Annotated in this window: 20 protein-coding genes, 1 pseudogene and 1 riboswitch; of the genes and pseudogenes, 9 read left to right on the top strand and 12 right to left on the bottom strand. The window is 63.8% G+C overall.

The annotated features are described in order from the left end of the window. Positions 1 to 9 precede the first annotated feature (9 nt). From cynS to QDT69_RS03960, 4 genes are all read right to left on the bottom strand, one after another. A complete protein-coding gene (gene cynS / locus QDT69_RS03945; protein ID WP_279705331.1) occupies positions 10 to 498 on the bottom strand; it encodes a cyanase in 489 nt (162 codons plus the stop codon). 99 nt (positions 499 to 597) lie between these two features. After that, positions 598 to 1,476, bottom strand: a complete 879-nt coding sequence (locus tag QDT69_RS03950; protein ID WP_279705332.1) for a sulfurtransferase — start codon at positions 1,474 to 1,476, stop codon at positions 598 to 600. Positions 1,477 to 1,523: 47 nt separating this feature from the next. Continuing rightward, entirely contained in the window at positions 1,524 to 2,636 is a 1,113-nt protein-coding gene (locus QDT69_RS03955; RefSeq protein WP_279705333.1) for an acyl-CoA/acyl-ACP dehydrogenase, read from the bottom strand. 35 nt (positions 2,637 to 2,671) lie between these two features. Beyond that, positions 2,672 to 3,214 carry an OsmC family protein gene (locus tag QDT69_RS03960; RefSeq protein ID WP_106327264.1) on the bottom strand — a complete coding sequence of 181 codons (543 nt, stop codon included), beginning with the start codon at positions 3,212 to 3,214 and terminating at the stop codon, positions 2,672 to 2,674. Positions 3,215 to 3,469: 255 nt separating this feature from the next. Between QDT69_RS03960 and QDT69_RS03965 the strand changes: the two genes are divergently transcribed. Beyond that, positions 3,470 to 4,132, top strand: coding sequence for a TetR/AcrR family transcriptional regulator (locus tag QDT69_RS03965; RefSeq protein WP_279705334.1), 663 nt, complete (start codon positions 3,470 to 3,472; stop codon positions 4,130 to 4,132). A 43-nt stretch (positions 4,133 to 4,175) separates the two neighbouring features. Here QDT69_RS03965 and QDT69_RS03970 read toward each other — a convergent pair whose 3' ends face one another. From QDT69_RS03970 to QDT69_RS03980, 3 genes are all read right to left on the bottom strand, one after another. Continuing rightward, the gene (locus QDT69_RS03970) at positions 4,176 to 4,697 is read right to left on the bottom strand and encodes a hypothetical protein (RefSeq protein ID WP_279705335.1); all 522 of its coding nucleotides are present in this window, start codon (positions 4,695 to 4,697) and stop codon (positions 4,176 to 4,178) included. Between the two features lie 517 nt (positions 4,698 to 5,214). Beyond that, positions 5,215 to 5,943, bottom strand: a complete 729-nt coding sequence (locus tag QDT69_RS03975; protein WP_279705336.1) for an SDR family oxidoreductase — start codon at positions 5,941 to 5,943, stop codon at positions 5,215 to 5,217. 89 nt (positions 5,944 to 6,032) lie between these two features. After that, complete coding sequence (locus QDT69_RS03980) at positions 6,033 to 6,923, bottom strand: LysR family transcriptional regulator (RefSeq protein ID WP_279705337.1); 891 nt, start codon at positions 6,921 to 6,923, stop codon at positions 6,033 to 6,035. Positions 6,924 to 7,015: 92 nt separating this feature from the next. On the opposite strand from QDT69_RS03980, the gene QDT69_RS03985 reads away from it, so the two are divergent. Further along, positions 7,016 to 7,471 (top strand): PACE efflux transporter, encoded by a 456-nt coding sequence (locus tag QDT69_RS03985; RefSeq protein WP_347952022.1) that lies wholly within the window; start codon positions 7,016 to 7,018, stop codon positions 7,469 to 7,471. A gap of 236 nt (positions 7,472 to 7,707) precedes the next feature. Then, positions 7,708 to 8,934 (top strand): ABC transporter substrate-binding protein, encoded by a 1,227-nt coding sequence (locus tag QDT69_RS03990; RefSeq protein WP_279705340.1) that lies wholly within the window; start codon positions 7,708 to 7,710, stop codon positions 8,932 to 8,934. An 84-nt stretch (positions 8,935 to 9,018) separates the two neighbouring features. Here QDT69_RS03990 and QDT69_RS03995 read toward each other — a convergent pair whose 3' ends face one another. Next, positions 9,019 to 9,864, bottom strand: a complete 846-nt coding sequence (locus QDT69_RS03995; RefSeq protein ID WP_279705341.1) for a c-type cytochrome — start codon at positions 9,862 to 9,864, stop codon at positions 9,019 to 9,021. A 390-nt stretch (positions 9,865 to 10,254) separates the two neighbouring features. On the opposite strand from QDT69_RS03995, the pseudogene QDT69_RS04000 reads away from it, so the two are divergent. Then, positions 10,255 to 10,952: pseudogene (locus tag QDT69_RS04000) on the top strand (glutathione S-transferase C-terminal domain-containing protein). A 78-nt stretch (positions 10,953 to 11,030) separates the two neighbouring features. On the opposite strand, the gene QDT69_RS04005 reads toward QDT69_RS04000, so the two are convergent. Next, positions 11,031 to 11,948 carry an MBL fold metallo-hydrolase gene (locus tag QDT69_RS04005; RefSeq protein WP_279705342.1) on the bottom strand — a complete coding sequence of 306 codons (918 nt, stop codon included), beginning with the start codon at positions 11,946 to 11,948 and terminating at the stop codon, positions 11,031 to 11,033. A 291-nt stretch (positions 11,949 to 12,239) separates the two neighbouring features. Beyond that, the gene (locus tag QDT69_RS04010; RefSeq protein ID WP_279705344.1) at positions 12,240 to 13,439 is read right to left on the bottom strand and encodes a TrmJ/YjtD family RNA methyltransferase; all 1,200 of its coding nucleotides are present in this window, start codon (positions 13,437 to 13,439) and stop codon (positions 12,240 to 12,242) included. Between the two features lie 342 nt (positions 13,440 to 13,781). Here QDT69_RS04010 and QDT69_RS04015 point away from each other — a divergent pair, with 342 nt between their 5' ends. The 3 genes from QDT69_RS04015 (at position 13,782) to QDT69_RS04025 (ending at position 17,459) form a co-directional block, all read left to right on the top strand. Continuing rightward, positions 13,782 to 15,509 (top strand): alpha/beta hydrolase, encoded by a 1,728-nt coding sequence (locus tag QDT69_RS04015; RefSeq protein ID WP_279705345.1) that lies wholly within the window; start codon positions 13,782 to 13,784, stop codon positions 15,507 to 15,509. Positions 15,510 to 15,704: 195 nt separating this feature from the next. Then, on the top strand, positions 15,705 to 16,919 hold the full coding sequence (locus tag QDT69_RS04020) for an NADP-dependent isocitrate dehydrogenase (RefSeq protein WP_279705346.1): 1,215 nt from the start codon (positions 15,705 to 15,707) through the stop codon (positions 16,917 to 16,919). Between the two features lie 39 nt (positions 16,920 to 16,958). Then, on the top strand, positions 16,959 to 17,459 hold the full coding sequence (locus tag QDT69_RS04025; protein WP_279705347.1) for a DUF3455 domain-containing protein: 501 nt from the start codon (positions 16,959 to 16,961) through the stop codon (positions 17,457 to 17,459). Between the two features lie 220 nt (positions 17,460 to 17,679). Here the strand turns inward: QDT69_RS04025 and QDT69_RS04030 are convergent, their stop codons facing one another. Both QDT69_RS04030 and alaS read right to left on the bottom strand, forming a co-directional pair. Continuing rightward, positions 17,680 to 18,930 (bottom strand): cyclic nucleotide-gated ion channel, encoded by a 1,251-nt coding sequence (locus QDT69_RS04030; protein ID WP_279705693.1) that lies wholly within the window; start codon positions 18,928 to 18,930, stop codon positions 17,680 to 17,682. Positions 18,931 to 18,941: 11 nt separating this feature from the next. After that, positions 18,942 to 21,614: an alanine--tRNA ligase gene (gene alaS, locus QDT69_RS04035; RefSeq protein ID WP_279705348.1), complete on the bottom strand. Its 2,673-nt coding sequence runs from the start codon at positions 21,612 to 21,614 to the stop codon at positions 18,942 to 18,944. Positions 21,615 to 21,814: 200 nt separating this feature from the next. Next, positions 21,815 to 21,907: riboswitch (glycine riboswitch) on the top strand. Between the two features lie 141 nt (positions 21,908 to 22,048). Here alaS and gcvT point away from each other — a divergent pair. Continuing rightward, complete coding sequence (gene gcvT, locus QDT69_RS04040; protein WP_279705349.1) at positions 22,049 to 23,194, top strand: glycine cleavage system aminomethyltransferase GcvT; 1,146 nt, start codon at positions 22,049 to 22,051, stop codon at positions 23,192 to 23,194. Between the two features lie 18 nt (positions 23,195 to 23,212). Beyond that, the gene (gene gcvH, locus QDT69_RS04045) at positions 23,213 to 23,578 is read left to right on the top strand and encodes a glycine cleavage system protein GcvH (protein ID WP_021077888.1); all 366 of its coding nucleotides are present in this window, start codon (positions 23,213 to 23,215) and stop codon (positions 23,576 to 23,578) included. Positions 23,579 to 23,599 lie beyond the last annotated feature (21 nt).

Here is a 23,599-nt window from a genome sequence, read left to right on the forward strand (position 1 = left end):
CATTCGCCTTTACCCTTCCTTGAAACCGTATTCCGGCACGTTGCCGCTGGCACCGTAATATTTGTAGGGCAGGAACTTGCCGCTCATGGTGATCTTGACGCGATCGCCCTTCGGATTGGCGACGCGCTCGATCGCCATGTCGAAGTCGATCGCCGACATGATGCCGTCCCCGAACTCCTCCTCGATCAGCGCCTTCCATGCCGGGCCGTTGACCATCACCATCTCGTAGAAGCGGTAGATCAGGGGATCGGTCGGCGGCATCGGCGTGCCGGTGCCGCGCATCGGCACCTCGTTGAGCATCGCGGTCTCGGCCTTCGTCAGCCCGAACAATTCGCCGGCATTGGCCGCCTGCGGCTTTGTCAATTTCATCTGGCCCAGGATCGCGCCGACGATCAGCACTTCAGAGTAGCCGCCGATCTTTTCGCAGATGTACTTCCAGCTCCAGCCCTTCTCGCGCTTGATGTCGAGCAGCTTTTCGGTGAGGTCTTCGCGTTTCATGAGGCTTCCTCCTTAGGCGTTGGCACGCTGCGCCGACGCCGGCATTGATCGGCGTCCGGCCGCATTTTATGCCGCCGGACGCCGACAAACATGCAGTTTCTATGCCGCTTTGCCCGTTACGACCGCAGCGGTCGGCAAGCCTTCGTCGATCGGCAGCGCGGGATCGCGCGACCACTCGTTCCAGGAGCCGAAATACATCCGCACGTCCTTCACGCCGGCGTTCTTCAGCGCCAGGAAGGTATTCGAGGCGCGCGCCCCCTTGAAGCAGTAGAGATAGACCGCCGTGGTCTGCGAGATGCCGACCGTGGCGCATTCCGCAAGGATCTCGTCCTTCGACTTGAAGCGCGGGCCTTCGCCGGTCGGCTTCATCATCCGGTACCATTCGAGCCAGACCGCGCCGGGGATGCGGCCCTTGCGCGGGCAGAAATCCTTGCCGTACGGAGACGAGCTCTCGCCGATCCACTCGTCGACGTCGCGGACGTCGAGGATGGCGACGCCCGGCTTGCCGACCGCCGCCAGCATCGCCTTGGCGTCGATCATGATTTCGCCGGCCTCCGGCACGATGGCAAATCCGGCCTTCGCCGGCACCGCAACGTCGGTGGTGACCGGCAGGTCCGCCGCCTTCCAGGCATCGAAGCCGCCATGCAGCACCTTGATCTTGGGATAGCCCAGCATCGCCAGCAGGTAATAGCCGCGGCAGGACTGGCCGAAGCCGGAATTCATCGACTGCTCGTAGATCACGGCGGTCTCCTTGCCGGAGAGGCCGGCGGCGCCGAAGGCGTCGGCGAACTTGGTCTTCAGCGCGTGCATGCCTTCCGGCGTCGAGGTCGCGAGATAAGTGAAGATGTCATGCACATTGACCGCGCCGGGCAGATGTCCCGCGCCATAGGCGTCCGGATTGCGCGTGTCGATGACGACACACGGCTCTTTCTTGACGAGCTCGGCAAGTTCGCCGGCGGTGATCAGAACGTCCGTCATGGCTCTCTCCTGTTGCGTGGTTGCTAGTCTTGGTGGTCCCGAATGCTTCAGCCGTCCGCCAGCATCTTGCGCAGCTGCTTGGTGGCGGGCGTAACGATGGCGACGAAATAGGCCTCGCGCAGCCTGCGCTGGGCGCGGTGGCTCATCAGGTAACCGCGCGCGCCGCAATGGAGCATCGCCGCATGCGCGACCGCGACGCTGGCATCGCCGATGCGCAAGCGGAGCGCCACGACGCGGCGCCAGTAGCTGTCGTCGGCGTTGTAGGGATCGCTCGCCAGCACCATCGCTTCCTTCTCGAACTCGGCATAGAGCTCGCGGAATTGCAGCGGTTGCTGCGGCAGATAGCGATTGACGTGACCGAGCGGCGCATGGACCTCGTCCATGATGTTGATGCAGTCCCGCATCAAGCCGAGGCCGATGCCGGCCTGCAGCAGGATGAATCCGGCGCGGATCTTCTTGACGAAGGGGGCGGCCGGCTCGGCGAGGATTAATTCATCCGGCACGAACACGTCGCGGAACTGGACGCCGTAGGTGCCGGTGCCGTCCATCGCCAGGAACGGCTTGCATGGCGTCAGCGTGATCGCGGGATCGGAACAATCGGCGAGGAACATCACTGTCCCGCCCTCCTCATCCTCGCGCTCGAAGATCGTGCCGAAGTAATGGCCGGGCCCGAGGTTCGAGACCCAGGGCAGCGCGCCGCGAACGATGTAGCCGCCGTCGACCTTGCGACCCCTCAGCTTCAGCCGCTCGATGCCGAAGAAGCTCTTCATCGGGTTGGAGAGCCCGGTGCCGCCCAGCACGCGCCCGCGAGAGAAGCAGTCGCCGAAGCGTGCGGCGAGCTTCAAGTTGGTGGAATTGGCGACGTACCAGACCAGCGTGTTCTGGCACCAGGCCATGAAGGCGGTGGCGCCGCAGACCTCGCCGATCGCGGCCATCGACTGGATGGCCCAGCGCAGGTCGGCGGGGCCTTCCTGCGGCACGTGGCTGCTCCACGCGCCGACCTCGCCGAGCCGGCGCAGGAATTCGCCGGGATAGACCGAACCGGCGTCGATCGCGGATGCGAGCGGCGCCAGTTCCTGACGGGCGAGGCGTGCGACCTCGCCCGCGATGGTCGGTGCGGGATCTCGCGCTGCGACCCGCGATAAAGCCAGTGAAGTCATGGATGATCTCCGCACCTTGAATTGCCGGGCGACGCTTAAGCGCTGACCTCGAGATTGACGGGACGGGTGAAGGTGTTGGCGACCGGCGACCACTTCTTCACATGCGCCACCAGCGCGTCGATCTCGCCCTGCGCGACGCCCTCGCATTCCATGTCGACCTTGACGCGGACATCGGTGAAGCCGACCGGCTTCTCGCTGACGTCGCCGGTGCCCCACACCGCCGTGATGTTGAGATCACCCTCGAGCTCCAGCTCGAGCTTGTTGACGATCCAGCCGCGATGCACGGCGTTGGCGTGCAGGCCGACCGCAAGGCAGGAGCCGAGCGCGGCGAGTGAGGCTTCAGAGGGATTGGGCGCCGTATCGTCGCCGAGCAGGCCCGGCGGCTCGTCGACGATATAGGGCGCGAGGTTGCGGATGTAGTTGGCGTGACGGAACTTGCCCTCTGCCACCGTCTTGCACTTCAAGGTCTTGATGACCTTCGGGTTGGCCTTGCCGTTGGCAATGAGCTGCTCGAGCCCGCCTCTGTCGATCGGCGCGAGGCAGCCGGTCAGTGCGGTTTTCTGGGCGACAGCGGTCATCAGTTTTCTCCCTGGGAGCGATGGAAATGGTCAGGATACCGAACGGTCTGTTTACTGCACGAAGCGTGCCAGTCCCGCCGCAAATCAAAAGGCGAAATTCCGCAGACGCTTACGCGCGCCTGCCTGCGGATTGATCAGTGCCGTCTTGCTCAATCGCCAAGCAGATGCCGCGGGCTTGCGATTATTTTCAGCGCAGGAGAGCGCTCATGAAGATGCGGCTTGATGATTTCGCCGCGCTCCGATTTACTGCCGCGCATGGCCAAATCGCTTGCGAAGAAAAAACCTGCCGCGGCGTTCACCGCCGGCGACGATGAATCGGCGCGCGGGCGCCTCCTCAATGCCGCGACGCACCTGTTCTGCAAGAACGGCATCAACGCCACCGGCATCGACGCGATCATCGACGAGGCCGGCACCGCGAAGACCACCCTCTACAAATTGTTCGGCTCGAAAACCAACCTCGTGCATGCGGTGCTGGAGAGCGAAGGCCGGCAGTGGCGCGAATGGTTCATCGGCGCGATCGAGGCCGGCGGCGGCGATCCGCAGACCAAGCTGTCGCGGATCTTCCCTGCCCTGAAGACCTGGTTCGCCGAGGAGCGTTTCTACGGCTGCCCCTTCATCAACGCGGTCGCCGAGCACGACAAGGACGCCAAGCAGTTCCGCAACATCGCGCTGAAGCACAAGAAGGTGGTGCTGGCGCATATCGAGAAGCTCGCCGCCGAGATGGGCGCGACCCAGCCGGCCGTGCTGGCGCACCAGCTCGCGCTGTTGATCGACGGTGCGATCGTCGCGGCCATGGTGTCGGGTGATCCCGGCGTCGCCGACACCGCGGGCCTCGCCGCCGGCAGTTTGTTCGCGCCGGCCAGGGTGAAAAAGGCCAAGCGCGCTGGCAACGCGGCGGAAGAGCTGGTCGCAGTGTAGCGAGCGTGCTCCGGCCGCAAACAGCTCAAGGTGTGCGTGTGCGCTATTTGGAGACGGACTCTCCCAAATAGAGCCAATCTGATGCCTTCTCAGGTAGGTCGCGATGCGCGCGATAGAGCTTAAGCCTTCGTTCAAGCTCAAATACGGCCATCAGGCGATCTTCCCTGTGAACCTCTCTTTGAAATGATCCGGTTTCGGTGCCGTAAAATAGGCTGACCACGAGAAGGCTCACGCAATATCCGACTAGCGATTTGTAGGTGGTATCAGTCCCGAAGACGTAGACGCTCAGCCCCCCAATCAACGCTAATACGGCGGGAAGCAGATTGCCTATCGCAGGGCTTCGGCTGATACCCGTAAGAAATCCAACCGAATATCCAACTAGCGCTATCGGTACTCCGGAGAAAAAATAGTAGGCAAACACCCTCCGAAATTCCGCAAAGAAGGAACGATCGCCTCGAAAGAAGATGAAGGCAAGCAGCGCCATTCCGATCGCGCCGGCGAAAGCCATCCCGACAGGGTAAAGCAACTCGGAAATTGTAAAGGAAGCCGGATTAAAATCTTCCATCTCTTAACCAATGATATCTCGGTACATCTTTCGCAACAAATTCTCGATCCCGCTACCAGCGCGACCGTACTCAATGTCTTCCGGACTTTTCGGCTGGGAAGCCAAAGGAAGGGGTGATCTTCCTTGGCAAAGTAAGGCTTCCGCACAGTGTTGAAACCAAATCTTGTCTTCGTCAGACAACGTCACCTCTGTTACGGCCTTGTTGCAGACTGCTGCACATGCAATTCGCGACGGCTTTGGGATCGACTTGGGCGACGGTGGTGCTGTGGCACCCGCCGAGGCGCCTCCGGGCGAGGAGGAATTTTGTTGAGCAAGGGCCCCGACACTAAAAGCAAAACTCAGCAGAACGAATAGTGCTATTGGGCGCATGAGGCAGGCCCTACAATTATCGACGTTAGGTTGCATTAGTGGCACGGCTCCAGTCTTAGTCAAGAAATACTCGTCGCGCTAGCCGCAATCTTTGCGCTTTTCTTGCCTCTCGCTGACGACCTGGAAGATTGGCCAGCGGCCATTCACCCTACAGATCAAAATTCGTCGGCAGCATCACGACGTCGCGGATCGTCATGCCGCGCGGCCGGGTCAGCATGAACATCACGACCTCGGCGACTTCGCTGGCTTCGAGCAGGCTGCCCGACGCTTTGGCTTCCGCCAGCTTCTCCGCCGGCCAGTCGGCGAGCAGCGCGCTGATCACGGGCCCCGGCGAGATCGAGCCGACGCGGATGCCGTGCTTGAACACCTGGCGCCGCACCGTCTGGACGAAGCAGTTGATCGCCCATTTCGACGACGCATAGACCGGCTCCCACGGCGTCGGGAAATGCGCGGCGAGCGAGCTTGTGACGATGATGTCGCCGGTCGCCCGCGCGATCATGTGCGGCAGCGCGTCGTGCACGTTCTTCATCACGACATTGACGTTGAGGTTCAGCATCCGGTCGATCGCGGCGGTGTCGGCATCGACGAGGTCGCCGCCGACATAGATGCCCGCATTGGCGTGCAGGATGTCGAGCTGGCCGGCTTTCTCCAGCACGCGCGGCAGCAGCGTCGCGCAGGCCGTGGGATCGAGCAGGTCGATGACCAGCGGGATCACCGCATCGCCATACCTGCCGGCGAGCGCCGCGAGCGCGGCGGCGTCGCGGTCGACCATCACCACCCGCGCGCCGGCCGCCAGCATCGCTTCGCTGCTCGCAAGTCCGATGCCGGACGCCGCCCCGGTCACGGCCGCGACCTTGCCTTCCAACTGCTTCGCCATCGTCTTCACCTCGTCAGGTCATTGCGGCAGGCATGGCAACACATCGTGCTAGCGATGTCAGCTCCCGATGCGATGCGCGTGTCCGGCGCTCACAAACGGAGCATCGGCGGCCGCGTGGCGAAACGGCGGCGCAGCCATTTTGCCGCCGGCCCCGCCGGCCGCTGCTTGTGCCAGACCACTTCGAGCGCCACGGGGTGCGCGCCCTCGTCGAATTCCAGTTCGGGAATGGCGAGATCCTCGGCGACCTGCGAGCTCGCCATGATGTGCGCCGGGATCAGCGCCCAGCCAACACCATGCTTGAGGATCTGCAGGATCACCCAATGGCTCTCGACCCACCACACCTCCGCCGCGACACGCAGCCGGTGCCGCTCGGTTCCCTCGTTGCGCACCGTGACCATGATCTGGCGATGCCGCTTCAGTTCCTCCCAATCGACCCGGCCATGCGCCAACGGATGGGTCTTGCCGCAAACGAGTTGCAGCGGCACCCAGCCGATGGTCTTGAAGCCGAGCTCGGGCGGCAGCTGCTCCTGCCGCCACATCACGCCGACATCGGCCTTGCCGTCGAGCACAAGGCGGCTGACGTCCTCCATGATCGGAAACAGCAGCTCGAGCTCGACATGCGGGAAGCGCGTGGCGAATTCCGCAAACAGCTCGCCGACCGCGCTCTCCGGATAGAGCTCGTCGATCGCCACCACTAGGCGCTTCTCGACATGCGCCTCGAAGCTGCTGGCAACGCCGATCAGATGCTCGCGGCGATCGAGGATCAATTTTGCTTCCGGCAACAATCGCGCACCGGCTTCGGTCAGCACCGGGTTGCGGCCGGTCCGGTCGAACAGCGCAATGCCGAGGTCGGTTTCCAGATTGGCGACGTGCGTGCTGACCGCCGATTGCGCCTTCTTCAGAAGCCGCGCCGCGCCGGAGAACGAGCCCTGCTCGGCCGCCGCCACGAAGGATTCGAGCTGATCCATGGAAACGGCCATCTATCTCCTTTCCAGATATTGCCTAACTTTGTAATCCCACAATATCAGATAGAAATCCGGTCACAACGACAAGAAAGGGTTTCAAAATGTCCATGCGTTCCTTCTCCGACCGGATCAGGCACGCAGTCCTGTTCGAACTGATCGGTATCGCCATCTTCACGCCGGCGGCCGCCTGGCTGTTCAATCAGCCGGTCGCCCATATGGGCGTCATCGGCGTCGTCTCGGCGACGGTGGCAACGATCTGGAACTTGCTGTTCAATCTCGGCTTCGACCATGCGCTGGTCCGCGTCACCGGCCGTGTCGCCAAGACGATGCCGATCCGCGTCGCGCACGCGATGCTGTTCGAGGCCGGCCTGATCGTGCTGCTGATCCCGTTCGTCGCCTGGTATCTCGGCATCTCGCTGTGGGCCGCGCTGATGATGGATATCTCGATCGTCGCGTTCTATCTGGTCTACGCGTTCATGTTCAACATCGCCTACGATCGCGTCTTCCCGCTGCCTCAGCTCAAGGCGAAGGGTCGTGCGGCAGGCCAGGCATTGCCGGCCTGATCGACCTCAACGCGCGGCGCGGTGGATCACTTGATCCGCCGCGCCGCTGCGCATCCTGACACCGCCGCCAATATTCCTGATGGTAGCGACTGCGCACAAGTTCCGCCGCGCCGCGCACTTAAACTGATTTGATCCGGATCAAGCAGCATGGAATGCTTGAAGCCGAGATGCTCATCAGAGGCTGCCAAACGGCCAACAATGCCAAACGGCCAACAAGAAGAAGCGGAGAAATAAGAATGACAAGGAACCGTTCCCCCCGGCTCACCCGCCGTCATCTCATCAAGGGCGCCGCCGCCACCTCAGCCACGCTGCTGCTCGGCAAGCCCGCGATTGCCAAGGGCAAGACCGAGATCGTGATCGGCAACATCGACGCCTACTCCGGACCGGCTGCGGTCTATTCGTCGATCGGCCGCACGCCCGGCGGCTATTTCAAGATGATCAACGAGCAAGGCGGCATCAACGGCCGCACGATCAAGTACATCACCTATGACGACGCCTACAGCCCGGCCAAGACGGTGGAACAGGCGCGCAAGCTCGTCGAAGGCGACGAGATCGACGTCCTGTTCGCGCCGCTCGGTGCGCCCACCAATGCGGCGATCATGAAATACATGAACCTGAAGAAGGTCCCGCACCTCTTCATCGCCTCGGGCGCGACCAAGTTCGGCGACTACAAGAATTTCCCCTACACCATGGGTTTCCAGCCCTGCTACCAGATCGAAGGCCGGGCCTTCGCGCAGGACGTGCTGTCGACGCAGACCGATCCGAAGATCGGCATCGTCTACCAGAACGACGATTTCGGCCGTGACGTGCTGAAGGGCTTCAAGGACGGACTTGGCGCGAAGGCGTCTGCGATCGTCGCCGAGCTGTCCTATGAGACCGCTGACCCGACGATCGACAGCCAGGTGGTGCGCTGCAAATCCGCCGGCGCCAACGTGTTCATGAGCATGACCACGCCGAAATTCGCAGCCCAAGGCATCAAGAAGCTCGCCGAGCTCGGCTGGCAGCCGGCACATTACATCGGCAACAACGCCTCCTCCGCCGGATCGACGCTGAAGGCCGCGGGGTTCGACGTGTCCAAGGGCATCATCTCGAGCGCCTACCTGAAAGATCCCGTTGATGCGGCCTGGGACAGCGATCCCGCCATCCAGAAATGGCGCGCCTTCCTCGACAAATACGATCCAGCGGCCGCCAAGAACGATATCTACGCGGTCACCGGCTATCTCACCAGCCAGATCCTGGTCCAGGTGCTCAAGCAGTGCGGCGACGACGTCTCGTCCGAAAACATCATCAAGCAGGCGGCGAATTTGCGAGATGTCGAATCCGACATGCTGCTGCCCGGCATCAAGATCAACACCTCGCCGACCGACTACTATCCGCTCGAGCAACTGCAACTGACGCGCTTCAGCGGCGAACGCTACGAGCCGATGGGACCGGTGATCGACGGCGGCATCTCGAAGGCGTGAAGGCAGCAGGCGATATGCGAGGCGCGGACCCTCACCTGGTCTGCGCCTCTCCATCGTCATTGCCCGCCAGAAGCGGCTTTCAGACTATTCTTTTGCCGGCACCGTACGCAAATAGGCGACGATGGCGTCGAGGTCGGCAGCCGCCAGAGTGGCGTAATAATGGAAGCCCATGGGCGGATTGAGCTTGCTGCCGTCCTTGCTGACGCCCTGAGTGATGGCGCGCTTGATCTCGTCATCAGTCCAGCCGCCAATGCCTTTCGTCTTGCTGGAGCTAATGTTCCGCGAAACCGAGACGCCCCAAGGTCCCGGAAACTTGCCGCCGCCGGCGCCCATGCTGGTCGCAAATTCTCGCCCTTGCGGCCCCATCGGCGTGTGGCACTCCATACAGTGTGCAATCGTGGCGAGGTAGAATCCTTGCTGCACCTTGTCGCCCAACATCGCTTCGGTGTACGGGCTTTCACCACCTGGGGGAACAGGATGTCCTTGTGGCATCTTGTAGACTGGCTCCGGCACCGCATTCCTGATCGGCTTGATGGTGTGCAGATAAGCGATCACTGCATCGAGATCGCGATCGGTCATGATCTCGTAGAACCCGCTTGGCATGATCATGGCGACGTGCGCGCCGTTGCGCTTGATGCCCTTACGCATCAGTTGCTTGAGCTCTGCGTCAGTGTAATTGCCGATGCCGGTTTCCTTGTCTTGTGTGATATTCGAGGCCGTGACCTTGAACGGCGGCTCATCCCATGACAGGCCGCCGGAAAAAGCCTTATCCCGGATCTCGCCCGATGGTCCCTTCGGGGTATGGCAGTTGCCGCAGGTCAGGATGCCGTTGACCAGGTAATCACCGCGCGCGACCAAGTCCGATTGTGCGCTGGCCGGGTTGGTCAATACCGCACCGATAACGAGCGCTAGCGATCCGATACGGATCATAACGACGCCTCCAATCAATTAAATATGCCGATAGAACTCAGATCGATTTCTAGCTTCAAAAAGGGTTCGTCAACGAAATGCGCGCACGGGTGCCAACGAGGCCGTGCGCAAATCGAGATAGCCGACGCGCAAGAAAAAGGAGCGCGGATCAATGGTACGATCGCCGCCCTTTCTTTCGGCACGTGACTGCCGAGGGCTTGCCAGACAAAATCTATCAGATTTCACGTGTTTGAGAAGCCAACATGACGCCGCCGAAATTCGGGACGCAATACATCAGGATCAACGCCGCACCGACCAATCGTTATCCGCCCGAGCACGGCGCGGTTGGCTAGCGTTTCCAACCGGCCGATCCTGAGGTAGCCTCATACATCCTGAACGTGACGAGCCGCCATGCTCACGCTTTATTCCTATCCACCGTTGTTCGGCGTCGCCGACAACAACGGTTACGGTCTGAAGGTGTTCGCTTTTCTCAAGCTCACGCGCGTGCCGTTCCGGCACGAGCACATTTTTAATGCCTCGAAGGCGCCGCGCCAACAGCTGCCCTATATCGTCGACGGCCATGACACCGTCGGCGACAGCGAGACCATCCTCCGCTATGTCACCGAAAATACGGTGTGACGCTGGATGCGGCGCTGACGCCGGCGCAACGCACCACCGATCTCCTTGTCACGCGCACACTCGACGATCTCTACTGGGTGATGTCCTATTCGCGCTGGAAGGACGAGCGCTACTGGCCGAAGTTCCGCGATGCGCTGAAGCGTGAGCATCCGGACCTTACCGACGACGGCTTGATGAAGGCGAAGGAGTTCAACGCGCAACGCTATCATTACCAGGGCATCGGCCGTTTCGAGCCCGCCGCCGCGATGGCCCGCGGGCTCGCCGATCTCGCCGCACTGGCAAACCTGATTTCGCGGCAAGGCTACGTGCACGGCAGCACGCCGACGTCCATCGACGCCGGCATCTATGGCTTCGTGGCCAACATTTACTTCTACGACATCGACACGCCGTTGAAGCAGTTCGTGGTTGCGCACGACGCCCTGGCGCAGCACTGCCGTGCCATCTACGCTGACGTCGCCGACGTCGCATAGCACCCGGCGCCGCCCAGGGCGCGAACTCAATAGCATCATTGAGTCCACGCCCTGGTTCGGTCCTAGACCGACAAGCAGTCAGTAGTCCCAGTACACCGGCACCCAACGAAAGGTGTCGCCATCGACCGCCACGTGTCCGACCGACGGGAACGGCAGGTGCGTGGCCACCAGCATCTCGCCGGTCTGCGCCAGCTCGCGCAGCAGACGAACGCGAACGCGCGCCGCCTCCTCGGGGTCGTGTTCGAAACCGTTGTGCCAGTCGGGTTCGTCGAAGCCGACCGCGAACACGGCATCGCCGGCGAATGTCAGCGCCTCGCCGCCAGATGCGATCCGGACGATGCTGTGCCCGGGCGTGTGACCGCCGGTGCGACGAACGACGACGCCCGGCGCTACTTCGTGCTCCGCATCGAACGTCCGCAGATTGTCGCGGTACTCCTGCGCGAACCGCTTGGCGGTCGCCCGCAGCGCGTCCGGGAATCCCTGCGGCATGTCGGTGCGGGAGAAATCGGGCGCCTCCCAGAATTTGACCTCGGCGGCCGCCACGTGGATCCGCAGGTCCGGACGCAGCCTCTCCTTCACGCCGTCGACGAGCAGCCCGCCGACATGGTCCATGTGCATGTGGGTCAGCACCACGTCGGTGACGGACGAAAGATCGATGCCGGCTGCTTCCAGCCGCTTCACCGTCTGCCCGGCCCGCGGCAGGTGCAGGTCGGGATCCGACCCCAGCCCGGCGTCGATCAGGATGGTTTTCCCGCCGCTGCGGACCATGACCACGTTCAGCGCCCAGTCGAACGCATCCGCCGGCAGGAACATGTCGTGCAGCCAGGCTGCGCGCGCGGCGGGATCGGCGTTGTGTCCCAGCATCTGGGTCGGGAGCGGCAGCACGCCATCGCTGACGACAAGCACGTCGATGTCGCCGACCCGCACCGCGTAGCGCGACGGAACCAGCTCTTCGGGCTTCGATCTGACGGCGTCTGAGGGGTTGTGTAGATTCATGTCTGTCTCCTGCTGACCGGCCATGCCGAAGTGAGGCGTGGTTGCGGGTGAATGGACAGACGTTTAGCGAGCCAGCCCTGCCGCCGCCCCAGAGCGATTGTCGTCGTTGCAGAGAGATTGCTGATGATGCCGGCAACTTGCCCGACGGGTCATTCGGAATTGTAGGATGGGTGGAGCGAAGCGACACCCATCAAGCTGATCGCAAGGAGAGATGATGGGTTTCGCTGCGCTCTACCCATCCTACGCACTGGATCACCCGCATGCGTGGGTGATGACAGCGAACAAGACGCTTCACCTCCCCTGCTGAAGCCCCGCCTCCAGCCGCGCCAGTTCGCCGTCCAGATCACGCTCGACATCATCCACCTTGATGTCGACCACCCGATAGTCACGCGCCTCGAGCCAGGCGCGGCGCTTGGCGCGGTCGGCGACGATGGCCTCGCTCTCGTTCGGATTGACCAGTTCGATCGCGGTCCGGTGCACGAAGGATACGAAGTCGGGGATGTGACGGCCGACCGGGGTCTGGCGCTTGAACTGGCCGGCGAAGCGGCGGTCCCGCGTCAGCGCCTGCCACAGGATCCGTTCGGCATCGGTCGGGTTGCGGCGGAGCAGCCGGGCGAGCCCGCGAACCGTGCTGGAGTTGTCGGCGACGGCACCGCCCTGCCCCTGCTCGGCGAGCAGCGCGCGCAGCCGGGTCGCCTGGGCGCCGTCGAGCACCCCGCCCTTGGCCGGGCCCTTGCGGCCTTCGGCGATCGCCATCACCACGCCGTGCAGCGTGTGCATGTCCTGCTTGGTCGGGTCCATCCGGGTGAAGATGTTGCGCAGGTTGACCAGCATGGTGTCGCGCTTCTCGGCCGGACGCAGGAACTCGACCTTGTCGAGCTCGGCGACGAGGTTGTCGAAGAAAGCCTGCATCTGGTGCTGGGAGGCCGGCTCAGACCGCTCGGGCATCGCGAACGGCAGCGCGCCCGCGGTCGAGAGCTTGAACCACTCGTAGCCCATCAACAGCACCGCCTGCGCCAGATTGAGCGAGGCGAAGCCCGGGTTGACCGGGAAGGTGATGATGCGGTTGGCGAGCGCGACCTCCTCATTGGTCAGGCCGGAGCGCTCCCGCCCGAACAGGATGCCGGCCCCACCGCCGGATGCGACATGGCCGACGATCTCGCTTGCCGCGCCTTCCGGCCCGACCACCGGCTTGGCCTGGTCGTGGGCGCGGGCGGTGGTCGCGAACACCAGCGTGAGGTCGGCGATCGCCTGCTCGACCGTGTCGAACAGCTCGACGGAACCGATGATTTGGTCGGCGCCGGCGGCGGCACGCTGGGCCGCAACGTTCGGCCAGCCGTCGCGCGGATTGACGATGCGCATCCGGCTCAGCGCGAAATTGCCCATAGCGCGCGCGGCCATGCCGATGTTTTCGCCAAGCTGCGGCTCGACCAGGATGACGACGGGACCGGCAAGGTCGTGCCCTGCCTTGGTCTTGTCGGTGCCGGACATCTCACTTCACTTTCTGATTCAACGTCTGAAGATTTTGAATCAGCTTCCGAAGCGGATGATTCAAAACCTCATGTGGGGGGCGCAAGACCGGCGTCGACGAACGTCGACCAGCTTTGCACCGGTTTTTGCGCAGGACCATTTTCTCCAAGGAGATAACAGGGTTAGCGGCGTTTGCGAATCCTCAATCGGAATCCCAGGCGCACCAGGCGAAGGCTGCCGCTTGCGCGCGCTTCGCCTTCGGATAGGCTATCAACCACAACCAAAGCGAAGCTGTAAAGGCACGCTTGAGACGCCGCTTGAACGGCGAGGCACTTGGTTCAAAGCACTTTTGGGGGAGACGAGATGCGGGGCAGATGGACGCTGGCGATTGTGGGCCTGATCTTGATCGTGGCGGGGGGCCTGCTCGCCCACTTCACGCAGACTGCTAATGGCATCCGGATCGAGGATGTCAGGTTCAAGGGCGCCAAGGGCAACACCATGAGCGCCCTGCTCTACGTCCCGGCCAATGCCACGCCGCAGATCCCGGCGCCCGGCATCCTCGCCGTCCACGGCTACATCAATTCGCGCGAGACCCAGGACGGCTTCGCGATCGAGTTCGCCCGCCGCGGCTATGTCGTGCTGGCGCTCGACCAGACCGGCCACGGCTATAGCGACCCGCCCTCCTTCGCCAACGGCTTTGGCGGACCTGACGGCCTCGCCTATCTCCGCAGCCTGCCCTTCGTCGACAAGGAGAATATCGGGCTCGAGGGCCATTCGATGGGCGGCTGGACCGTGCTGGCGGCGGCTGCCGCGATGCCCAACGACTACAAGTCGATGGTGCTTGAAGGCTCGTCCACCGGCAAGCCGTTCGCCGCCGAGGGCACCACGAGCTGGCCGCGCAACACCGCACTGGTGTTCGCCCAATACGAGGAATTCCCCGACCTGATGTGGGGCGTGCAGCATGCCCTCGACGTCACCACGAGCCCGAAACTCTGGGCGCTGTTCGGCACCCAGGGTGCGGTCGAGCCGGGCAAGGTCTATGGCGATCCGGCCCATGGCACCGCACGGGTGCTGTACACCCCGGCGATGACCCATCCGGCCGAGCACATCTCGCATGAGGCGATCGGCTACAGCCTCGACTGGTTCGCCAAGACGCTGAAAGGCGGGACGCCGCGCCCGGTCGATGACCAGATCTGGTTCCGCAAGGAGATCGGCACGCTGATCGCCCTCATCGGTTTCATTGCCCTCGTGATCGGGACGTTCGACGGACTGCTGGAAGCCCAGATGTTCGCTCGCCTGCGGCTGCCCGCGGTTGCCGACGGCACCATGCCGCCGCATCAGGCCGCGAGCGGCCGGCGCTGGACCACCGCGTTCATCCTGTCCGCCTTCATCCCGGCGCTGACCTACTACCCGGCCTTCGCGCTGGGCGGCACCTTCGTCACCCCGAGCGCATTCCTGCCGCAGGGCATCACCAACCAGATCCTGGTATGGGCCATCATCAACCTCCTGATCACTTTGGCCCTGATGCGATTCGCCCCGAAGCGCACCAGCAGGGCCGGGCTGGTCGGTCAATCCGTCGTGATCGCGGTGATCTCGGTTGCGGTCGGCTACGCCGCGCTCTGGCTCGCCGACCTCGCGTTCAAGATCGACTTCAGGTTCTGGATCGTCGCGCTGAAATTGATGAGCGCGAAGCAATTCCTCATCTTCCTGATCTATCTGATTCCATTCACGGCGTTTTTCGTCGTGGCGCTGCACGTGCTGCACCGGAATTTCTCGACCATGGACGCGCCACGAGGGGCGCTCTACCTCACCAACATCCTGGCGCTGACGTTGGGTTTTATCGTGTTGCTGGTGCTGCAATACGGCACGATGTGGCTGACAGGTAAGCTGTTCAATCCGATGCCGGACCCCGGTTTCGTGCCGCTCTCGACCATCGTCGCGATCCAGTTCGTGCCGCTCTTGGCGATCGTCGCCGTGATTGCAACCTTCACCTGGCGGCGGACCGGATCGAGCCTGCCGGGGGCTCTGATCGCCGGCCTGTTCGTGACCTGGTACATCGTGGCCGGGACCGCGACGCAGGTGCCATTCTAGCGGGCGGCCGGTGAAGAAAACCGGTCCAGGACAGGGACCCAGGAGCCGCCGTCAGAATGGCGGTTCTCGGTGAAAAGATGGGCTGAAAGTGCATAACCGGTGCGCTTCCGCCCGTCCCCGGGCGGTGCTATAGCGCAGGCGTATTTTCCACCCCCGCCGTCAAAAGCGCGCCGTTCCCAAGAGGGCCTCCCCGTCATGGCAAAAATCAAGGTATCCAACCCCGTCGTCGAGCTCGATGGCGACGAGATGACCCGGATCATCTGGCAGTACATCAAGGACAAGCTGATCAACCCCTTCCTGGATGTCGAACTGCTCTATTTCGATCTGGGCATGGAATACCGCGATGAGACCAACGACCAGGTGACCATCGACGCCGCCGAAGCCATCAAGAAGGTCGGCGTCGGCGTCAAATGCGCCACCATCACCCCCGACGAGGCCCGGGTGAAGGAGTTCGGCCTGAAGCAGATGTGGAAGTCGCCGAACGGCACCATCCGCAACATCCTCGGCGGCGTGATCTTCCGCGAGCCGATCATCTGCAAGAACGTGCCGCGCCTGGTTCCCGGCTGGACCAAGCCGATTATCATCGGCCGCCACGCCTATGGCGACCAGTACCGCGCCACCGACATCAAGTTCCCCGGCAAGGGCACGCTGTCGCTGAAGTTCGTCGGCGAGGACGGCACCGTGATCGAGCGCGAAGTGTTCAAGGCGCCCGGCGCCGGCGTCGCGATGGAGATGTACAATCTCGACGACTCGATCGTCGACTTCGCCCGCGCCTCGTTCAATTACGGCCTGATGCGCAACTATCCGGTCTATCTCTCGACCAAGAACACGATCCTCAAGGTCTATGACGGCCGCTTCAAGGACATCTTCCAGGACGTCTACGACCGCGAATTCAAGAAGGAATTCGAGGCCAAGGGCCTGACCTACGAGCACCGCCTGATCGACGACATGGTGGCCTCCGCGCTGAAATGGTCCGGCGGCTATGTCTGGGCCTGTAAGAACTACGACGGCGACGTGCAGTCCGACACCGTGGCCCAGGGCTACGGCTCGCTCGGCCTGATGACCTCCGTCCTGCTCACCCCTGATGGCAAGACGGTGGAAGCCGAAGCCGCCCATGGCACCGTGACCCGCCACTACCGCGAGCACCAGAAGGGCAAGGAGACCTCGACCAACTCGATCGCGTCGATCTTCGCCTGGACCCGTGGCCTCGCCCACCGCGCCAAGCTCGACAACAATCCGGAGCTGGCGAAGTTCGCCACCACCCTGGAGAAGGTCTGCGTCTCGACCGTCGAGGAAGGCTACATGACCAAGGACCTCGCGCTCCTGGTCGGTGCCGACCAGCGCTGGCTCTCGACCACCGGATTCCTCGACAAGGTGTCCGACAACCTCGTGAAGGCGATGGCGGTCTAACGGCCGCCGTTTCTGGGACGACAACAGCGAGCGCATATCATGGCCCTTATCAGAGCCGCTGCGGTCGCATCCTTGCTGCTCACCGGGTCGGCGGCATCAGCTGCCGATCCCTTGCCCGACGCTGTCGCGGCACCCGGCGAGTCCCCGGTGCTGTCGGTCCATGCCGAGGGCGTCCAGGTCTACGAGTGCAAGCCGGTCACCGACGGCAAGCTCGCCTGGTCGTTCCGCGAACCGGTCGCCACCTTGATCGCCAATGGCCGCACCGTCGGCCGGCACTATGCCGGTCCCAACTGGGAGCATGTCGACGGCAGCGCCGTGACCGCCCGCACCGCCGGCAGCGCGCCTGGCGCAACGCCTGCAGACATTGCCTGGTTGAAGCTCGAGGTGATCGCCCACCGCGGCAATGGCGTGCTCTCGAGCGTTGCCACCGTGCAGCGGATCAACACTTCGGGCGGCGAGCTCAGCGGCGCCTGCGACAAGGCCGGCGCGTTGAAGAGCGCGGCGTACTCTGCAGATTACATGTTCCTGCGCCGAGACTAAACCTAAACTAAGGCGGGATGAGTTTTGGTTGAATCGGTTTGGCGCGGTCTCGGTTCACCTCTCCCCGTTGGGGGAGGTCGGATTGCGAAGCAATCCGGGTGAGGCTCTTGCCCTCTCGATAGACCATAACCCCTCACCCGATTTGCTGCGCAAATCGACCTCTCCCAAGGGAGAGGTGAACCTTCGACGCCGCTCCAGCTCAACCTAATCTCATCAGGCTTTAGTCGCGGATACCGCCGTCGGTTTCGTGCGGCGCCTGGGCGATCTCTGCGGCGGCAAGGTCGCCGCCGGCCGTGAGCGGATCGGCGAGCCGCGCTTCCGCCGTCTCCCGGACATGGGCCGCGAGTGCCGGCATGCGCTCGATCAGGGCATGGAAGTCCTGCGCATCGAGCAGCAGCAGCTTGGTCTTCCGCGTCGCCGTCACCGTTCCCGAGCGGCTGGTGCGCCGGAGCAACGCGATCTCGCCGAAGAACGTGCCATCGGCCAGCCGCACCCGCTGGCTGGGCAGATCGATCTCGACTTCGCCGGCGGTGATGAAATACATCGATGAGGCCGCATCGCCGCGCCGCACCAGCACCTCGCCTGCCTCGATGGTTTGCGATCGCAACAGGCGCATGATGTCGGCGATGTCAGCGGCGTTGAGGTGCGAGAACAGCGGCACCCGCGCCAGCATGCCCCAGGTCACGACGAAGTCGCGGCGCCGCACCTCGTCGGCGAATGCGGTCGAGATGATCGCAACCGGCAGCGCGATCATCGCAAAGCCGACCACGATCGCAACCACGGTGACGATCCGCCCGAGCGGCGTCACCGGCACGACGTCGCCGTAGCCGACGGTGCCGAGCGTCACGATCGCCCACCACATCGCCTGCGGCATGGTGCCGAACTTGTCGGGCTGCACCTTGTGCTCGATGGCATAGAGCAGCGCGGCAAACAGCAGCACCGCGCCGGTCAGGATCACGACGCAGCCGAACAGCGTACGCCGCTCGGCATGCAACGCCGCCAGCAGCGAGCGCATCGCGGTCGAATAGCGCACCAGCTTGAGGAACGGCAGCATGCCGAACAGCACCAGTGCGGTCTTGTCACCGATCGCGAGCGCGATGGCCGACGGCAGGAACGCCAGCAGATCGATGAGGCCGAGGGTCGAAAGGGCGTATTCGAGCCGTGCCTGCCATGGCGTCATGTCGCGCAGGGAATGGCCGACCACGCTCCAGAGCCGCGCGGCATATTCCAGCGCGAAGGCGGCCACCGCCGCGATCTCGACGGTCGTCAGCAGCCATCCAAACTGCGCGTCGATCTCGGGCACCGAGGCGAAGATCGCCGCCAGCACGTCGACGGTGATGATCGCGACGATGATCCCGGCAAACCGCGAGCCGCCCGAATGCGGCAGGTCATCGCGCTCGAGCAGCTCGTAGAGACGATTGCGCAGTCCGGGATCGCTGATCGTGGGCTTGAGCGGAGCCGTCGCCACGATCAGCCTCTCCGTCAGGCGCCGGCCATTGCTTGTTCAATCGCAGACAGAGCGGCGTCCGCCTTGGCGCCGTCGGGACCGCCGGCCTGCGCCATGTCGGGCCGGCCGCCGCCGCCCTTGCCGCCGAGCACCTCGGAGCCCTTGCGGACCAGTTCGACCGCGTTGAAGCGCGAGGTCAGGTCGGCGGTGACGCCGACCACGATGCCGGCCTTGCCGTCCTCGGTGACGCCGACGATAGCGACCACGCCCGAGCCGATCTGCTTCTTGCCGTCGTCGACCAGGCTCTTCAGGTCCTTGGTTTCGACGCCCTCGACCGCGCGCGCGAGCAGCTTGACGTTGCCGACCTCGCGAACGGCTGAGGCGGCGCCGTTCGATGCTCCGCCGCCGCCCATCGCGAGCTTCTTGCGGGCATCCGACAGGTCGCGCTCGAGCTTCTTGCGTTCCTCCATCAGGGCTGTGATGCGCGAAGGCACGTCCTCGATCGTGGTGCGCAGCTCGGCCGCCGCGGTCTTCGCCAGCGCCATGGTGTCGTTGGCATGCTTGCGTGCGTGACGCCCGGTCAGCGCCTCGATGCGACGGACTCCGGAGGCGACAGCGCTCTCGCTGGTCACCGAGATCAGGCCGATGTCGCCGGTGCGGCGGACATGGGTGCCGCCGCAGAGCTCGACCGACCAGCCGAGCGTGTTCTGGCCGTGCTCGCGGGCGCTCTTGCCCATCGAGACGACGCGGACCTCGTCACCGTATTTCTCGCCGAATAGCGCACGCGCGCCGGCCTCGCGGGCGTCGTCGACAGCCATCACGCGGGTCGTCACCTCGTCATTCTCGAGCACGACATCGTTCGCGATATCCTCGACCCGGGCAAGCTCTTCCGGCGTGATCGGCTTCGGATGCACGAAATCGAAACGCAGGCGATCGGGCGCAACCAGCGAGCCGCGCTGCGCGATGTGATCGCCGAGCACCTGGCGCAGCGCCTCGTGCAGCAGATGCGTCGCCGAATGGTTGGCGCGGATCGACGAGCGCCTCGCGTGGTCGACTTCGAGCTGCAACGCCGTACCGACGGTCAGCGTGCCCTGCTCCACCGTGCCGACATGCACGAACAGATCGCCGGCCTTCTTCTGCATGTCGGTGACGCGGAACTTGACGCCCTCACCCGTGAGCACGCCGACGTCGCCGACCTGACCGCCGGACTCCGCGTAGAACGGCGTCTGGTTCAGCACGATCGCGCCGCTCTCGCCGGCCTTGAGCGCATCGACCTCGGCGCCGTCCTTGAGCAATGCCGTCACCGCGCCTTCCGCGCTCTCGGTCTCATAGCCGAGGAATTCGGTCGCGCCGAGCTTCTCGCGCAGCGGGAACCATATGGTCTCGGTCGCCGCCTCGCCGGAGCCTGCCCAGGAGGCGCGCGCCTTCTCGCGCTGCCGCTCCATCGCGTCGGTGAACGCCGCCTGATCGACACTGATGCCGCGCGACTTCAGCGCGTCCTGCGTCAGGTCCAGCGGGAAACCATACGTGTCGTACAGCGTGAACGCGGTGTCGCCGTCGAACATGTCGCCCTTCTTGAGGCCGGCGCTCTTCTCGTCGAGGATCGACAGGCCCCGCACCAGCGTCTTGCGGAAGCGGGTCTCTTCCAGCTGCAGCGTCTCCTCGATCAGCTTCTCAGCCCGCACCAGGTCCGGATAGGCCTGGCCCATCTCGCGGACCAGCGCCCAGACCAGGCGATGCATCAGCGGCTCGCTCGCGCCGAGCAGCTGGGCGTGGCGCATCGCACGGCGCATGATCCGGCGCAGCACGTAGCCACGGCCCTCGTTCGACGGCAGCACGCCGTCGGCAATCAGGAACGCCGACGAACGCAGATGGTCGGCGATCACCCGGTACGACGCGACGTTCTGCGCGTTCGGTCCGTGGCCGAGCGCCGACGAAGCCGCCTCGATCAAATGGCGGAACAGATCGGTCTCGAACACGCTCTCGACGCCCTGCAGGATGCAGGCCATGCGCTCCAGGCCCATGCCGGTGTCGATCGAGGGACGCGGCAGCGCCACGCGCTCCTCCTTCGTCACCTGCTCGTATTGCATGAACACCAGGTTCCAGAATTCGAGGAAACGATCGCCGTCCTCTTCCGGACTGCCGGGAGGTCCGCCCCAGATGTGCTCGCCGCGGTCGATGAATATCTCCGAGCACGGACCGCACGGGCCGGTGTCGCCCATCGCCCAGAAATTGTCCGACGTCGGGATGCGGATGATGCGGTCGTCCGAGAAGCCCGCGATCTTCTTCCAGTAACCGGCCGCCTCGTCGTCGGTGTGGTAGACGGTGACGAGCAGCTTGTCCTTCTTCAGCCCGAAATCCTTGGTGATCAGATTCCAGGCGAGCTCGATCGCGCGCTCCTTGAAGTAATCGCCGAACGAGAAGTTGCCGAGCATCTCGAAGAATGTGAGATGGCGCGCGGTGTAGCCGACATTGTCGAGGTCGTTATGCTTGCCGCCGGCGCGCACGCACTTCTGCGACGTCGTGGCACGCTGATAGCTGCGCTTCTCGACGCCGGTGAAGACGTTCTTGAACTGCACCATGCCGGCATTGGTGAACATCAGGGTCGGGTCGTTGCGCGGCACCAGCGGCGACGACGCCACGATCTCGTGGCCGTTCTCCTTGAAGAAGTTCAGAAATGTCGACCTGATGTCGTTGACGCTGCTCATGTTCATCCAATCGGAAAAAGGGGCCGGCCAGCCGCAAAAAGGCGTCATTTTCCGGCCGAACGCTTTTAGACATTGCCAGCTGCGGTGTCCAGAAACTGTGCAGGCGGATCATGGGCTTGCCGCAACAGCACAAAGCCCGTTGATAGTCGTCCGAGTGCGTTGACAGCCTTGGCGGGGCCGTGTTTCTGTCCTACCTGTAAGTAGTCACGTCGGGAGAGACCGGCCCTGTACTGGGCCGGCGCCGAAGGAGCAACCGCCCCGGAAACTCTCAGGCAAAAGGACCGCGTGACGTCTGACATCTGGAAAGAGGCGCTGGGGTTCTCCCCGATGCGTCCGCCGACGGGATAATACTCTCAGGCACAGCGACAGATGGGGCTTTCTGCAGGTTTCTCAAGGGGAAATGGGTCCCCGACGGGAACCGCGAGGGCCCTGTGATGCTTGCGCACGAAACTTCCCCGCTGAAACAGACACCGCTGCACGCGCTGCATCTGGCGCGCGGCGCCAAGATGGTGCCGTTCGCCGGCTACGACATGCCGGTGCAGTACACGGCGGGCGTGCTCAGGGAGCATCTGCACACCCGCAAGGACGCCGGCCTGTTCGACGTGTCCCACATGGGACAGCTCGTGCTGAAGGCCAAATCCGGCAAGGTCGGCGATGCTGCACTCGCGCTGGAAAAACTGGTGCCGCAGGACATCGCCGGCATCGCGCCGGGACGGCAGCGCTACGCGCAATTCACCAATGACGACGGCGGCCTGCTCGACGATTTGATGGTGGCGAATTTCGGCGATCATCTGTTCCTGGTGGTCAATGCCGCCTGCAAGGCAGAGGACGAGGCGCATCTGCGCGCGCATCTCTCCGACACTTGCGAGATCGTGTCGCTGGCCGACCGCGCGCTGATCGCGCTGCAAGGGCCGAAGGCCGAATCGGCGCTGGCGAAACTTTGTGCAGATGTCAGTTCGATGAAATTCATGGACGCCGGCCCGCGCCGCGTCGCCGACATTGACTGCTTCGTCTCGCGCTCCGGCTATACCGGCGAGGACGGTTTTGAGATTTCCGTGCCGGCCGACAAGGCCGAAGCGCTGGTTACAGCGCTGCTCGACAATCCCGACGTGCTGCCGATTGGGCTCGGCGCACGCGACAGTCTGCGGCTCGAGGCCGGGCTCTGCCTCTACGGCCATGACGTCGACACCACGACGACGCCGGTCGAAGGCGCGCTGGAATGGTCGGTGCAGAAGGTTCGCCGCAGCGGCGGCGTCCGCGCCGGCGGTTTTCCGGGCGCCGACAAGATTCTTGCGCAATTCGCCGACGGCGCCGCGCGCCGCCGCGTCGGCCTGAAGCCTGACGGCCGCGCGCCGGTGCGCGAAGGCGCGGCACTGTTTGCCGACGCCACCTCGTCCGAGCAGATCGGCAAGGTGACCTCCGGCGGCTTCGGCCCGAGCCTCAATGCACCGGTCGCGATGGGCTATCTGCCCACCGCCCTTTCCGCCGTCGGCACCACCGTTTTCGCCGAAGTGCGCGGCCAGCGGCTGCCGCTGAAAGTCGCCGCCACGCCCTTCGTCCCCAATACCTACAAACGCTAAACGCCAGAGGATCTCTCCATGACGACGCTGTACACGTCCGACCACGAATGGCTCCGCATCGAGGGCGATGTCGCCACGATCGGGATCACCGACTACGCGCAATCGCAACTCGGCGACGTCGTGTTCGTCGAACTGCCCAAGGTCGGCCGCAGCCTGAAGAAGGCCGAGGCCGCCGCTGTCGTCGAATCCGTCAAGGCCGCTTCCGACGTCTATGCGCCGATCACCGGCGAGGTGATCGAGGTCAACGAGGCGCTCGCCGCCGAACCCGCGCTGGTCAATTCGGATGCCGGCGGCAAGGCCTGGTTCTTCAAGCTGAAAATTGCCGACAAGGGCGAACTCGGCGGCCTGATGGACGAGGCCGCCTACGCCGCGCACACCGCCTAAAGGATCACCCGAGGATCAGCC

The organism is Bradyrhizobium sp. CER78, from assembly GCF_029846235.1.
Taxonomy (GTDB): domain Bacteria; phylum Pseudomonadota; class Alphaproteobacteria; order Rhizobiales; family Xanthobacteraceae; genus Bradyrhizobium.

What these genes read in the sequence shown, in the direction of transcription:
- QDT69_RS04010 (WP_279705344.1), bottom strand. Translation starts at nt 13,439, where the DNA reads ATGTCCGGCACCGACAAGACCAAGGCAGGGCACGACCTTGCCGGTCCC.
- QDT69_RS03960 (WP_106327264.1), bottom strand. Translation starts at nt 3,214, where the DNA reads ATGACCGCTGTCGCCCAGAAAACCGCACTGACCGGCTGCCTCGCGCCG.
- QDT69_RS03950 (WP_279705332.1), bottom strand. Translation starts at nt 1,476, where the DNA reads ATGACGGACGTTCTGATCACCGCCGGCGAACTTGCCGAGCTCGTCAAG.
- QDT69_RS03965 (WP_279705334.1), top strand. Translation starts at nt 3,470, where the DNA reads ATGGCCAAATCGCTTGCGAAGAAAAAACCTGCCGCGGCGTTCACCGCC.
- QDT69_RS03955 (WP_279705333.1), bottom strand. Translation starts at nt 2,636, where the DNA reads ATGACTTCACTGGCTTTATCGCGGGTCGCAGCGCGAGATCCCGCACCG.
- QDT69_RS03995 (WP_279705341.1), bottom strand. Translation starts at nt 9,864, where the DNA reads ATGATCCGTATCGGATCGCTAGCGCTCGTTATCGGTGCGGTATTGACC.
- QDT69_RS04005 (WP_279705342.1), bottom strand. Translation starts at nt 11,948, where the DNA reads ATGAATCTACACAACCCCTCAGACGCCGTCAGATCGAAGCCCGAAGAG.
- QDT69_RS04015 (WP_279705345.1), top strand. Translation starts at nt 13,782, where the DNA reads ATGCGGGGCAGATGGACGCTGGCGATTGTGGGCCTGATCTTGATCGTG.
- QDT69_RS03985 (WP_347952022.1), top strand. Translation starts at nt 7,016, where the DNA reads ATGCGTTCCTTCTCCGACCGGATCAGGCACGCAGTCCTGTTCGAACTG.
- QDT69_RS03975 (WP_279705336.1), bottom strand. Translation starts at nt 5,943, where the DNA reads ATGGCGAAGCAGTTGGAAGGCAAGGTCGCGGCCGTGACCGGGGCGGCG.
- gcvT (WP_279705349.1), top strand. Translation starts at nt 22,049, where the DNA reads ATGCTTGCGCACGAAACTTCCCCGCTGAAACAGACACCGCTGCACGCG.
- gcvH (WP_021077888.1), top strand. Translation starts at nt 23,213, where the DNA reads ATGACGACGCTGTACACGTCCGACCACGAATGGCTCCGCATCGAGGGC.
- QDT69_RS04020 (WP_279705346.1), top strand. Translation starts at nt 15,705, where the DNA reads ATGGCAAAAATCAAGGTATCCAACCCCGTCGTCGAGCTCGATGGCGAC.
- alaS (WP_279705348.1), bottom strand. Translation starts at nt 21,614, where the DNA reads ATGAGCAGCGTCAACGACATCAGGTCGACATTTCTGAACTTCTTCAAG.
- QDT69_RS03980 (WP_279705337.1), bottom strand. Translation starts at nt 6,923, where the DNA reads ATGGCCGTTTCCATGGATCAGCTCGAATCCTTCGTGGCGGCGGCCGAG.
- QDT69_RS03970 (WP_279705335.1), bottom strand. Translation starts at nt 4,697, where the DNA reads ATGGAAGATTTTAATCCGGCTTCCTTTACAATTTCCGAGTTGCTTTAC.
- QDT69_RS04025 (WP_279705347.1), top strand. Translation starts at nt 16,959, where the DNA reads ATGGCCCTTATCAGAGCCGCTGCGGTCGCATCCTTGCTGCTCACCGGG.
- QDT69_RS03990 (WP_279705340.1), top strand. Translation starts at nt 7,708, where the DNA reads ATGACAAGGAACCGTTCCCCCCGGCTCACCCGCCGTCATCTCATCAAG.
- cynS (WP_279705331.1), bottom strand. Translation starts at nt 498, where the DNA reads ATGAAACGCGAAGACCTCACCGAAAAGCTGCTCGACATCAAGCGCGAG.